Genomic DNA, 13,955 nt, shown 5'->3' with positions numbered 1-13,955 from the left:
TCTCATTATCTCTTTTTTAAGATTTTATATTTCAAATTCGTTGATTAAAAAATATTATTTCAAAATCTCATAAACTGGTTCGGGCTAATTATTCAATGACTGTAAATGACCAGTGGAACATACTGTTATTCAAAGTTCCTTGTAAACCCATAAAAATTGATAGATGCCGAAAATAAACCAACACCAATAATCTGAAGGTATTGGTCTGTAATCACAGCACCGAGTCATAGCAACAATCTAAACCATGACAATTTTTTCTTGCGGTTGATGAATATGATGATTAATGATTTCGGCCAGAATCTTGATGCCACAGTCAATTTTTTCTTCCGGTACAGTAACAAAAGCCAGCCGTAGGCAATTATTTTTCTCAGCATGTGCAAAGAAAGTTTCACCGGGGACAAATACAACTTTCCGACTAATAGCCTCACTCAGTAACTCAGTTGCATTAATACTTTCCGGTAACTCAACCCAGATAAACATACCGCCCTCCGGTTGATTCCAGCTAACTTCTTTAGGCATATATTGAGCCAAAGAATGCAACATATACTGGCAACGCGTACTGTATAACTGGCGAATTTTCGGAATATGATGATTAAGAAAATTATTTTTGCTGATAATTTGATAAGCGATGTATTGCGTCAAACTTGGCGTATGCAAATCAGATGCCTGCTTCAATTGTACCAATTTACCGATAAATTGTTTGTTAGCAACTACATAACCCAAACGCAAACCAGGCGTTAAAATTTTGGAAAATGAACCTAAATAAACAGTGTTTTCAGGTGCCAATGTATATAAACCAGGCAGTCGCTGGCCTTGATAATCCAAATCGCCATAAGGATCATCTTCAATGAGTACCAAATCATTCTGTTTAGCTTTTGCAGCCAAAGCTTGCCGCCGTTCTAAAGATAACCGACGTCCGGTAGGATTTTGAAAATTAGGAATGCTATAGAGAAATTTTGCCGAGCTGGCCAGCTTATCATCAATAGATTCAGGAATTAAGCCCTTCTCATCACTGCTAATGGCAACATACTCAGGATTGAACTGATTAAACGATTGTAAAGCACCCAGATAAGTTGGTGTCTCAACTAATACCTTGTCCTTTTCATTAATCAGAGCTTTACCAATTAAATCCAGTGCCTGTTGCGAACCCGTCACAATCAGAATTTCATCAGCACTGATAGCAATTTGATCGCGTGTTGATAAATAATTGGCAATCCATTGCCTTAATGGAGTATAACCCTCCGTTGGACCGTATTGCAAAGCATCATAAATATCTTTGCTTGCTAAAACAGTGTTCACAGCTGCCTGAATTTCGGCTATTGGAAATGCATCCGGAGCGGGCAGCCCACCAGCAAATGAAATCACATCAGAATGCTCAGTAACTTTCAGAATTTCACGAATGGTAGAGCTTTTGAGAGCTTGTGCTCGATGAGAAAATTTCCACAGCATAAGTCTTCTTTCTTAATTGATTATCAGCTTATTCTATAAGCAAAGTTTATCTACAATCTATCATTAATTAAATAGCACATATTTATAATATGGGTCTTGGCGCTAAATATACTGAAGTGATGGCGTTTTTTAAACAACATCCGAAGTTAAAGTAATGGCTGATTGGATAGGCTACATTCATTCATACAACTTTTTAGTGGTAAGATAAACTTAACTCTAAAAAAGCAAAAATAATGAATCAGCAAAAACGCGCATGATGCACTTTTAGTACTGATTCCAATGCACAAATGATTAAACTTGATGAGCAGGAAAATTGCGCAGTGAGTTGATATGGCAATACGATTTGACATCTTTCACTTTAAACTGCTGGATAAGCCAGTCAAGTAAAAGCGGTTCTATTAAGACCAAAATAACCGCACGCCAGAAGAAAATAAACTGATTGCCTTACGAAAAGAACTTAAGCAGCTACGATGGAAAACAATATCCTAAAGCGGGCTGCACTGATAATGGCACGAAAAACAAAATCCTGAAAGTAAACCAACATCGTTATGCGGTAGCAGCATGATGTCGCTGCTTAGGCATATCCAGACATTATGCATCAGTGCCAAGCCATTAAACGGCAATCATTCACCCATTACACCGATAAAATATTGACTATTTTGAAACGCAGCTATCAATCTTATGAAGGCAAACGCATTCGCTTTACCAGACAACAAACAGGCATCAGTGTTTCCCGTCGTGACCGTACCCAAGTAATGAAATCGCTATCATTGATATCAAATATACGATTAAACGTTATCAAGAACACCAGACGGCAAGCAATAGCGCAGCCATAGCTAATTATTTACCACACCAGTTTAATGTCAGCGTCAAACAGCAGATTATAGTAGCAGACTTAAGCTATATTGGTGTTAACCAGCACAAGAATTACTTATGTGCACTGCTTAATTTATCGAACCGACAGATTGCTAGCTATCGTGTTAGACAATATAAAACCGCAGATTGATTAATGTCTGCATGAAGCCAGATTAAACAACCACAGTCATCATAACATCTGTTTCATTCAGATAAAGGAAAGGCATTTGCTAAACAGTTGCTTAGTAAGCATATCAATCCATTTAATCTACAGCGTTCACTCAGTAAAAATGGCTGTCCGTATGCCAATGCAGTGGCAGAAGCAACATTTAAAAGTATTTAAACTGCATTTATTAAAGAGGGAATAATTCATCGCAACTGAAGAATGACAGCAAATGCTTAAAAGAACTACAAGCTGAAAACGGCAAGCTTAAACTGATGATTACTCAATAGAGTTTACAACCACAGTTTAGAAGACAATTATCAAAAATCCCAGTGCCGACTAAAACACGTTAAGCTTAGGCTGTGCAACTGCAAGATGTTATTCTGCTACTATTATCATGAGCCGCGCTATGATTGGTTTAAACCGTTGTGCTTACTACTATGAAACTAAGTTACTAAATGATTTGGTGAAGATGTCGCTACTCAGTGCTATTACTGATAAGTATGTACACGGAGATATTTGCATCTAATTTTGTATTTTTAAATGATTGATATATTCGCATATTATGCCGAAAAATATTGGCAGCTATTTATAAATGAATGGCTTACGTTATATATACGGCGTAGGATGTTGGTATGATAATGCAGGGCTGATGCAACATCTAAAACCATTCAAACCAAGTTTGCACGAGTGGAGAAAACTCGTAATAACACCTCATTGACAACATGCCTGCGCAGCTTGTTTTTATTGGTATAATAATAAACGGTTGCATGTAGCGTAGGGCTATCCGCCTCGCATTTGATTTAGCAAACAAGCACCCTTTGATGCTGTGGTTTGAAAAGCGTTGTATCACAAATCAAGCATTTTTTATCGACGTAAACTTTCGGTATTGATTGACTACTGCTTAGCACATATAAAATATGCTATATTATTTTTAATGTATTTTACAAAGGGATAAGATGGATATTAAACTGGCCAAGCATGATAAACGCTATATCGAAAGCACAGATGACGTATACAGCATCATGCAGCGCGTATTATTGCGTGAAAACAAAATTGACCAAGAAAAAGAACATCTTTGGATCATTGGCATGAATCAGCGCGGTTATATCCTGTATATCGAACTGATTGCGCTTGGCTCCTATAAAGCAGTCAACATTGAGCCCATGAACGTGTTTCGTGTTGCAGTGATGAAAAACGCTTCACGCGTGATTCTGGTGCATAACCACCCATCCGGATCACTGATTCCCTCTGAAGAAGATAAAGATATCACCGACCGCTTAATTCAGGTTGCGCGTATTTTAAATATTGAGCTTACCGACCACCTGATTATCACCCCGAGAAGTTACATCAGTTTTCGTACCACCAGACTAATGGAAGAGCTCGAACAAAGCCTGAAATACGTACCGCCTTATCAAGTGGTTGAACGGATACGCAAAGAAGAAAAGCAAATCGCCAAAGAACAACTGGCGGTTGAAAAGGGCAAGACTAAAGCTGAAAGAGAAAAACGAGAAAAACTTATGCGGGCAACGGTAACTGCTTTATTAGATAAAGGCGTACCAACTGAAGATATTGCCAAGATTTTAGAAATCACGCCTAAGGCGATGGAGAGATTGGTAAATAAAACGGAATGATGTAACAACAAATAAAATGGTAAACCGCAAGCCAGCTTGCGGCTTTATTATTTATTATAGTAATGGATCCTTTTCAGGATGCTGATGTAGCCACAAAACCTGTTGTATCAACAGCTCCCCCTCATTCTGATTTTCCTGCTTGTTTTTGCTTGGATAAGCATCTGGTATATCAAGCAAATGAGAAAAATTATCTTCAATGCTTTTAATATAAGCACTCATATCTATTTTTTCAGCTAAACTATTATATTGCTCCTTTGTAAAATCAGCTTTATGTTGACCTGCCGCACCCGATGCTGTTGGCGCATATGCGGTAAGCAAACGTATAATGGCCGTAGGGTCTTGGGCAATTAATTGCATAACATAATCATTAACACAATGAGTGTTAACATACATATGTAATATATCAAAGATATGAGATAAAGTTCCAGAATATCTTGTGGTAATATCTTCATTATGCGAGATATGTTTTTCTATGATATTTTTACCTAAATATCTGCCAAATTGATTAATACATTCATTTAAAAAATATTCTTTTTCTGGCCTTTCTTTATCCTCTCTACGTAACCAACGGAAAAGTGCTACTTTGAACGCAAGAGATGAAGCATCATCAATACATCTAAAAACTAATTCTGCTCTTTTATCTTGTTCAACCTTTTGGATTAACTGATTTGATAAAATTGCGGATTGGGCTAACGGTGTTAAGAAACTGAATAATGTTTCAGAATTAGGCATTAATTCACTTTTCTGGGCTATTGCAATTACCAAGGGATAAGCAATGTCACTTGAAATACTTTTGGCTTTATTCATCAATTTTTGAATAATATTGTCTGCATTATAAGTATTTATTAAACCATTTAATGGATTTTCATCTTCATGAAAAGAGTATTGCCAAGACGCTAAGTTTGATAATAAAGAAGATATAGCCGAATCAGCAATTTCGCCATTTGGGACTGAATACAAAAAATATTTTGAAAAATAATTTTCTGAACAAATACGTTGACCCAAATCCCATTTTTGATAAGATTCAAAATTTAAAAGACTTTTGTTAGATCTCAGATTTAAATTAGGAAATAATTGTATTAATAAAGTGATAATATTTTCTTTATTAATATTCTGTTGTAAATCAAATGCGGTATTAATAATATCTTTTATTTGCTTTTTTACTAATTCACTATTTTCTTGCTGAAATATTGTCGTGAAAAAATTTTTATGGTTTCTAATAGCTTCATATAAAGATGGATAAAAAATTCTAACGCCCTCTATAAGCATTAAATCAACAGGATTAACTTCTTCTTTTAGTATAGGAAGAGAAAATAACAACGCATTACCATAGAGTTTCGCTCTGCGAGGCGTACATAATTGTTCATCAAAGGCATTAAAATAATAGTGACGAAACGTTTGATATTGTTCATCGGTAAGCTTAATTTCAGCTACAGCTAAAGCATTATTGATATCATTGAAACAAAATTGTTGTAAAACTTCCTTATCTACTGCGGGTAAATGTAAGGGTATTTGGATGATTTTCTCTAGAAATGCTTCACCTGCATGATGATTAGTACCCGTATATTTCTCTTGTAATGCTGAAGACACCATATCTTTATCAAAGGCTAAAATATAGGTTGTATATTTAAAATCAGCGATTAATTTAACAACCTTAAATAATAATTGGATTTCTGCCTTATCCAATCTATCCACATCATCAATTAAAATAAGAACTCGTTTTTGGGATTTTTCTAATTTTTTTTCAACCCTTTTTTTCAACTCATCTGTACTAATTGTTTTTATAAAGGGACTAATTATGTCACTAATTATGTCACTTATTACTTTACCTACACAACCTAAATTTGTTAATTTTATAACATATGGTATAAATTTTATTGTTATATTTTTATATTTATCAATAAATGGAATTAATTTAATATTTGCTGCCTTCGCAATGGTAAAAAAGAATCCTTTTAATAAATCCTCTTCAGAACCATAACGCCATGGATTAAACTGGGCGCAAGTAACTTTCTCTTCAAATTTAAGAGATTCCTCTATAAAGTTAAGAACAGAAGTTTTTCCATCCCCCCATACCCCATATAGACCAATCACAAGACCACTTGGATCCTCTCTTTTCGCTATCACCTGTGCAACTCTTTCTGCAAACTTCTTTCGAGAAAATTTATCTTCTTCTTTTGACTCAAGCGGAGCATCAGCAGAAAATTGTTGATTGGTCATATTGGTATCACCTCCATAATTGTTTGATGGGTTAACTATAATTATTTTTAACTTAACTTCTTTTAGTGATTTTTAAATTATATATGTTGCTTTAATTTAATTGAAGTACCAGATATATAAAAATTTTCTCTGATAAAGCCATCACAAACCAGTTAGATATTATTCTTATGCATATTAAATCATGCTGCGGCAAGACAGTTTATTTGATTAGAAATCTGCGAGAGCCTGTATCAATATAGTACAGTTGTCAGCTTGGCTGGTGTGAATATTGTTTGCCGTTGAAGCATGTGCCTTGCAGAATAACCGGTTTATTGGTAGTGGTGTTTTGGGGATGATTAAATTTTATTTAAAGTTAAACATAAAAATAAAAAAACATAAAAAATCTATACAAAGTTATATTTTAAAGCCATGATTCTCCAAAAAATGTAATTAATGATGAATATTAATAAACTATAAATTTGTCATGGAGTTAGCTGCTACAATCTATGCATAAATTCGCATAGATTTGCATTTATCCATAGAAATGAGGTTGAATTATGTTGCAGCCCACTAATGCCAAAAACCATCAGAAAATAGTTTTAGTTGGTGCCGGTGCCGTTGGTTCTACTTTTGCTTATGCTGCTACTCTTCAAGGTATCGGTCAGGAGCTGGTTATTGTTGACGTTGCCCGGGATAAGGCTCACGGTGATGCCAAAGATATTGCCGATGCCTTATTGTTTACTTACCCGAAGAATATTTATGCTGGCGATTACAGCGATGCTGCCGATGCGGATATTGTGGTGATTACTGCCGGTACTGCACAGAAGCCGGGCGAATCGCGTCTGGATCTGGTTAATCGCAATTTGCATATTATGCAAAGTATTGTGACTAAAATCGTGGAATCCGGCTTTAATGGGATTTTTCTGGTGGCGTCCAATCCGGTGGATATTCTTACTTATGCTACATGGAAATTATCCGGCTTTCCGGCAGAACGGGTAATTGGTTCTGGTACTTCGCTGGATTCTGCCCGTTTATGTAAATATGTAGGCTATTTGTTTAATGTTGACCCGCGTACTGTGAGTGGTTATATGCTTGGTGAACATGGCGATACTGAATTTCCGGCCTGGTCGCATCTGAGTGTAGGTGGTTTGACTATGGCAGAGTGGATTAAAAATGACCCGCGCTTTACGGAAGCAGATTTGGATATTATTGCCGACCGTGTAGTCAATGCTGCTTACGATATTATCCGTCTTAAGGGGGCAACTTATTATGGTGTTGGTGCTGCGCTGGCGCGTATCTGTCGTGCGCTGCTGGATGATGAAAACACTATTTTGCCTGTTTCTGTTTATCTGAACGGCCAGTATGGTGTTGAGGATATGTATATTGGTACGCCGGCGGTGCTTAACCGGCATGGTGTCCGTCAGGTAATTGAAATTCCGCTGAATGAAAAAGAGCAGGGTTTAATGCGTGCCTCAGCCAGCCAGCTGGATGAGGTGATGCGTAATACTTTTGCAGAAATTGGTATTCAACGTTAAGCCGGTTAGTCTGGAGACAAGCCAGACTATGTGTTTCTGGGCAACCTGCGGGTTGCCTTGTTTATATATGCTTGTCGCTTCTAACTAAATAAGTGCCATTTCTTTCTCAAAAATCTTTGTGCTTGTTAGTATGGCTGAATTGTTTGAGCAGCCTGAACATGAAATTAATCATAATTTTATTGAGTACAAGCCATGACCATACCTCTATCCTCTGAATTGCTGCAATCACTTGCCCAGCTATCACCTACTCAACTGGCTTGGTTATCCGGCTATGCATGGGCAACCAGCCAGCAGGGAAGTGCTGCTACTGTAGCTGTCCCTGTAGCCAGTACTGCTGCGCCAGTTATGGCACGTAAAGTACTGGTTTTATCAGCCTCACAAACTGGCAATGCCCGACGTGTGGCTGAAAGTCTGCAACTGAAACTTGAGGCTGCTGGTATTGATGTTACTCTTTGTGCCAGTGGCGACTATAAAAGCAAGCAGCTTGCCAGTGAGGATATTTTGTTGTTGGTTACCTCCACTCAGGGGGAGGGCGAACCGCCGGAAGAGGTTTTACCGCTGTATAAATATCTGTTTGGGAAGAAGGCTCCAGCTCTTAATCAGCTTCATTTTGCTGTGTTGGCACTGGGCGACAGCAGTTATCCGCAATTTTGTCAGTGTGGTAAAGATTTTGACCGCCAACTGGCACAACTAGGCGCCCAGCGCCTTGCTGAGCGGGTTGATTGCGATGTTGACTATCAAAGCAGTGCAGCAGTGTGGCAAGATAAAATTGTTGCTTTGATTAGTGAGCTCAATAGCAGTTATGCCGGTGTAAATAATGAGGTACAGCAAAGTGTGGTTGCTGCTCAGACGGCTGTATTTACTAAAGAGGCTCCTTTCTCCGCCAGCCTGAGTGTACGGCAGAGAATTACAACGCCCAATGCCGGCAAAGACGTTGAACACATTGAAATTGATCTGTCTGGTTCCGGTATCCGCTATCAGCCCGGTGATGCATTGGGTGTGTTTTATCAGAACGCTCCTATGCTGGTTAGTGAAATTCTGCAACATACGCAGGTGGATAAGGATGCACTGGTGCGTCTGGCCGATGGTCGCGAGGTGACTATTAAACAGGCATTATTAGATGAGCTGGATATTACGCAGACTACGCCAGCTTTGGTACAGGCTTATGCGCAGCAGGCGCATGTTGCCGAGCTGGATGGCATCGTTGCTGATGCTGCTGCTTTGAAACAGTTTATTGCTACCACACCGCCGGTAAGCGTTTTTGCTACCTATCCGCAGCTACTCAGTGCGCAGACTCTGCATAACCTGTTCCGCCCGCTAACACCACGCCTGTACTCCATTGCCTCCAGTCAGGACGAGGTTGGGGAAGAGGTGCATTTAACGGTGGGCGTGGTGCGTTTTAGCCAGCGTGGCCAGCAATATACTGGTGGTGCTTCCGGTTTTCTCGGTGAATATTTGCAGGAGGGTGAGGCGGTACGGGTGTTTGTGGAAGAGAACCACCGCTTTCGCTTACCCGAAGACGGTAATACGCCTATCATTATGATTGGTGCCGGCACTGGCATTGCTCCGTTTCGCGCATTTATGCAGCAGCGTGATGCCAATGGTGATGCGGGCGAAAACTGGCTGGTTTTCGGTAATCAGAAATTTACTGATGATTTTCTTTATCAGGCGGAATGGCTGCAATATCGTAAAAGTGGACTACTGACACGTTACGATTTTGCCTGGAGCCGGCAGGGCAAGGAAAAAATCTATGTTCAGCATAAATTGCGTGAACAGGCCGCGGATATCTGGGCATGGTTACAGCGCGGAGCACATATTTATGTTTGTGGCGATGCCAGTAAGATGGCGCACGATGTTGAACAGGCATTGCTGGATATTGTTGCTAATTACGGGCAGTTTAGTCTTGAAGATGCTGATGAATACTTGAGTGAGCTGCGGCAGCAGCAGCGTTATCAGCGGGATGTGTACTAATAGCTATGCATTATGATGGAGGCGAGGTTCACAAGCTCTGACTAAACCCAGTAATATCGGGTTGTGACCAACCTTTGCCTGTTTGCATCGATTATGCTTAAATCATATCAGATGTTTGTCTGGATACTGGGATTATTACTACTGTGCTGGGCAGTTTTCGGTTCGCGGCTGTTTGCATTTATGGATAATCTCGATAGACGGCGGGTAGAGCGTCTGGATGGCTTGCGCTTTGTGCTGGCATTCTGTGTAGTGATGCATCATCATGTTTACAGCTATTATTATCTGCATGGCCAATCATGGACACCGGCTGTATTTGTGCATAATCTGCTCAACCTGCGCATGGGTGTATTCGGCGTTACGCTGTTTTTCATGCTTTCAGGCTATCTGTTTGCCCAAACCAGTCCGGTATCTTGGCCGCATTTTTATTTGAAACGCTTCTTGCGCATTGCCCCGATATTTTATTTGTCTTCATGCTGTTGTGTGCTGCTGGCACTGTATCTGCAACGACATTCACTGGTAAGCCGCGATATGCTGCTAAACCTGTATTACTGGTTTGATGCTGGTATTACCGGTGTTAAACCGCCATTGTTTGGGATGCAGGATGCACGCCTGATTAATGCTGGTGTAACGTGGACATTATTCTGGGAATGGGCTTTTTATTTTTCTCTGCCGCTGTTGTGCTTTGTGCGTCAGAAAACCGGTTTGCTACCCTTGGCGATGAGTGTGATATTTATTGCTGTTTATTGTGGCGCACCATTTAATCAGCAAAAAGCCTATTTCATCGCCTGCTTTGCTGTGGGCGCACTGGCCAGAATAGTGCCGGAAACCATTCAGATACCGAAGAAGCTGTGTGACAGCGCAATTGTGCTGCTATTGGTGCTGATTTTCTGCATCACCACTGGCCGCTACCATATCCACTTCCTACCCCTTTTTGCCTTGCTGTTTATCCTGATTGCGCTGGGCGGCGATATATTTGGGCTGCTCCGGCTGAAAGCTTTTGTACGGCTTGGTGATGCCAGTTACAGCATTTATTTGTTACACGGCATTGGCTGGTTCTGTTTGAATAAAGTTATTCAGTTAACTGCAATCAATTTGGATAAGGTCGAATATACTCTGCTTGCTACAGTGGTATTGATTGGTTTAATGCTGGTATGCACCTTAACCTATCGGTTTATTGAGCAACCTTTTATGCAGTTGGGTAGGAGTAAGGGGCATATTTGAAGATAAGAATAAGTAAAATAATTTTCTTATGTTAAAATAAATTAAACTAGAAATGGTTTTAGTTTGTGCATTGAGATGCGCACAAGTAATTTTTAACTTCCTCAAAAATTTTATAAATGTTGATTCAATATAAATTTATCTTATGGATGTTCGGGCTGATATTTCTTATCTGGCTATTATTTAGTTCAAAGTTATTTGCCTTTATGGACAAAGGTAATCAAACTCAATCCAGAGTAGAGCATTTGGATGGGTTAAGATTTTTTCTGGCATTTATAGTGGCACTATTTCATTATATCTTGTGCTATTCCTATTTTCATGGGCAGGACTGGTCAGAACATGTTAATCGTGTTGGATATCCGATGATTATAAACATGGGAGGTTTGGGAGTAGCTGTATTTTTCATGATTTCTGGTTATCTGTTTGCCTCTACTCAACCTTCTTCATGGTTGCAGTTTTATCAGAAACGCTTTTGCCGTATAGCTCCTGTTTTTTTAATCTCTTCAATATTCTGCATGATTATTGCTTACTGTATTCAAAAAGATAATATGAATACTGATAAGCTATTTAACAATTTATATTATTGGCTTGATGTAGGTATTATTGGCAATAAGCCGCCTTTATTTGGTTTAGAAAACGCTCATTTGATTAATGCCGGAGTCACATGGACGTTGTTCTGGGAATGGGGATTTTATTTCTCATTGCCGGTTATTTGCATACTACGAGACAAAATAGGCGTTATGTCTTTAAGTATGGCTGTGCTGTTTATCTGTATATATTTTATTTCACAATATAATCAAAATTATGCAGTATTCATATCTTATTTTGCTATTGGTGCTTTGGCCAGAAAATTACCTGAAAAAATACAAATACCCAAATATATCTGCAATATCGGGATTATACTAACTGTACTTTTCATGCTTGCAGTTGCCGATAGAGTTTACAATATTGTCTATCTGCCGGTTATGGCATTGCTATTTATATTTATTACTATGGGTGGTGATGTTTTTGGTTTATTAAGACAGAAAGGATTTGTACGGCTTGGGGATGCCAGTTACAGTATCTATCTGCTGCATGGTCTTGCTTGGTATGGTATGAATAAATATATTGCGGTACACAATCTGGTTTTAAACCGTACTCAGTACACATTAGTATCTACCGCAGTTATGTTTGTATTACTGGTTATCTGTACTTTAACTTATCAGTATATTGAAAAGCCTTTTATGGCTTTGGGACGACGTAAGTCTCCTTGGCTGAAAGAGTAGGTTTCAGACATTATCAAGATATTGCCCGGAATAGTTACGCTATCCCGGGCAGTTTTCTTTATACGGTATCTGGGTGTTATTTCAGAAATAACTAATTGTCTGTTTGCTGTTGATTTTCGGTATTCTGTAGGGTTGCCTGAATATGTTGTTCAGCACTATCGGCATCATATGGTGTATCGGTAGCATCATTGTTGCGCGGGTCAAGTTCAGGGGCTATCGGTCCAACATTACCGGATACGGGTACATAAACACTGCGCTCTGAGATCGGTACGGCCGGCTGCATAAAGGCATATACGGCCAGAACGGTGGCAATAATGGCATACACGCTGTAAAAGCCATAGTGATTGAACAGTTGCATCACTGCGCCCAGAAGTAACGGTGCTACCAGTGAGCCCAATCCATACACAAACAGCAGACAGCGATTTACTTCTACTGTATTCATATTGGCGGGTAAAACATCATTGGCGCGCGCCAGTCCCAGTGCATACAGTGGGAAGCCGCTACAGCCGATAGCCAGTGCAATTGCACATTGTGCCCAGATATTGTCCGGTAAGACTAATAGCATCACCATGCCACTGATTGCGGCTACTGCTGCTACGCAGGCACAGCCAAAAATGGTGCGCGGACGGCCGAATTCATTTGACAACCAGGCGATAATTAGTTGAATGGTAAAGCCACCAATCATGGCTGAACCAAGGAACAGGGATACTTGCGGCAGGCTGTAGCCCAGTTTCAGCATGAATACGGAACCCATGGTGAAAAAGCCATTAATAAAAATCCCAGCCATAAAACAGGCTAACCACGCCAGCGGAACAATGGAAAAGACATGTGGCAGGCTGATGCGCTCGCGCTTGGGAATTTCGGGCTGCTGCATACGTGTCAGCCCTACCGGCAAGGTGGCGGCGATGACCAGAATGGCTGCCAGTGTGAAGATATTGTTACTGGACATGTTCAGGCTCAGCAGCAATACACTGGTAGCTGATGATACGTAATACACGACTTCATATAGTGCCAGAATTTTGGCGCGGGTCTGTGGGACGCTGCGTGCGGTAAACCAGCTTTCCACTACCATTAATAAGCTGTAATGGCAAAAACCCAGTACTGCACGCAATACGCCCCACATCCACAATTGTTCTACCATCAGATGGGCAAGGGCAGCTATGGCAAATAGGGCACCAAATACGCTGAAACTGCGGATGTGCCCAACGCGTGAAATAATGCGATGTGACACAATGGCAGAGATGGTGCCACCAATAAAAAATGCTGCATTCAAAATACCGATGGTGATATTGCTGATTCCCATTTGGGACAGCTTTACCCCGGCCGAATTCAGAAACAGTCCATAACCGGAAAACAGGAAAAAAATGGAACCATATAAAGACAGAAACTGGCGCGTATGCATGCGGATACCAAAAAATAAGGAATAGCGAAGCCTGACATCAAACAGCTACCAATGTACAGGAAGCGAGGCTGTAAAATGCCGATTTATAGGTAAAAAACAGTTTTTTTGTGTATATTAAAAACACTATCCGGTTAATGCTGCCAGTCAATCCCAACATGTTTTGCTACATTCGATGGCTTTGTACCGAACGGACAGATATGCCGGAAAGATAATATACAGGAATTTTCAGGTTAATACCGAGAAGTAACCACTAAGTAATTTGTT

At 39.8% G+C, this 13,955-nt stretch carries 9 protein-coding genes; 6 read left to right on the top strand and 3 right to left on the bottom strand.

Annotated elements, in window-relative coordinates; all coding sequences use genetic code 11:
- Positions 1-237: 237 nt before the first annotated feature.
- Entirely contained in the window at positions 238-1,449 is a 1,212-nt protein-coding gene (locus J6578_RS03225; RefSeq protein ID WP_051608188.1) for an aminotransferase-like domain-containing protein, read from the bottom strand.
- Between the two features lie 593 nt (positions 1,450-2,042).
- On the opposite strand from J6578_RS03225, the gene J6578_RS03220 reads away from it, so the two are divergent.
- Positions 2,043-2,285, top strand: coding sequence for a hypothetical protein (locus J6578_RS03220; RefSeq protein WP_287953891.1), 243 nt, complete (start codon positions 2,043-2,045; stop codon positions 2,283-2,285).
- Between the two features lie 1,141 nt (positions 2,286-3,426).
- Positions 3,427-4,101: a JAB domain-containing protein gene (locus tag J6578_RS03215; RefSeq protein WP_287953890.1), complete on the top strand. Its 675-nt coding sequence runs from the start codon at positions 3,427-3,429 to the stop codon at positions 4,099-4,101.
- Between the two features lie 54 nt (positions 4,102-4,155).
- On the opposite strand, the gene J6578_RS03210 is transcribed toward J6578_RS03215, so the two are convergent.
- Positions 4,156-6,321, bottom strand: coding sequence for a KAP family P-loop NTPase fold protein (locus tag J6578_RS03210; protein ID WP_287953889.1), 2,166 nt, complete (start codon positions 6,319-6,321; stop codon positions 4,156-4,158).
- Between the two features lie 536 nt (positions 6,322-6,857).
- On the opposite strand from J6578_RS03210, the gene J6578_RS03205 reads away from it, so the two are divergent.
- The 4 genes from J6578_RS03205 to J6578_RS03190 all read left to right on the top strand — a co-directional run bounded on the left by J6578_RS03205 (position 6,858) and on the right by J6578_RS03190 (position 12,289).
- Complete coding sequence (locus J6578_RS03205) at positions 6,858-7,835, top strand: L-lactate dehydrogenase (protein WP_037406910.1); 978 nt, start codon at positions 6,858-6,860, stop codon at positions 7,833-7,835.
- Between the two features lie 192 nt (positions 7,836-8,027).
- Complete coding sequence (locus J6578_RS03200; RefSeq protein WP_287953888.1) at positions 8,028-9,806, top strand: assimilatory sulfite reductase (NADPH) flavoprotein subunit; 1,779 nt, start codon at positions 8,028-8,030, stop codon at positions 9,804-9,806.
- A gap of 93 nt (positions 9,807-9,899) precedes the next feature.
- Positions 9,900-11,027, top strand: coding sequence for an acyltransferase family protein (locus tag J6578_RS03195; protein ID WP_287953887.1), 1,128 nt, complete (start codon positions 9,900-9,902; stop codon positions 11,025-11,027).
- 116 nt (positions 11,028-11,143) lie between these two features.
- A complete protein-coding gene (locus tag J6578_RS03190; RefSeq protein WP_353846647.1) occupies positions 11,144-12,289 on the top strand; it encodes an acyltransferase family protein in 1,146 nt (381 codons plus the stop codon).
- Positions 12,290-12,380: 91 nt separating this feature from the next.
- Here J6578_RS03190 and J6578_RS03185 read toward each other — a convergent pair whose 3' ends face one another.
- On the bottom strand, positions 12,381-13,691 hold the full coding sequence (locus J6578_RS03185) for an MFS transporter (protein ID WP_093092452.1): 1,311 nt from the start codon (positions 13,689-13,691) through the stop codon (positions 12,381-12,383).
- Positions 13,692-13,955 lie beyond the last annotated feature (264 nt).

Source organism: Snodgrassella sp. (assembly GCF_024103505.1).
GTDB lineage: Bacteria > Pseudomonadota > Gammaproteobacteria > Burkholderiales > Neisseriaceae > Snodgrassella > Snodgrassella communis.
This window is presented reverse-complemented; position numbering and strand designations above follow the sequence as displayed.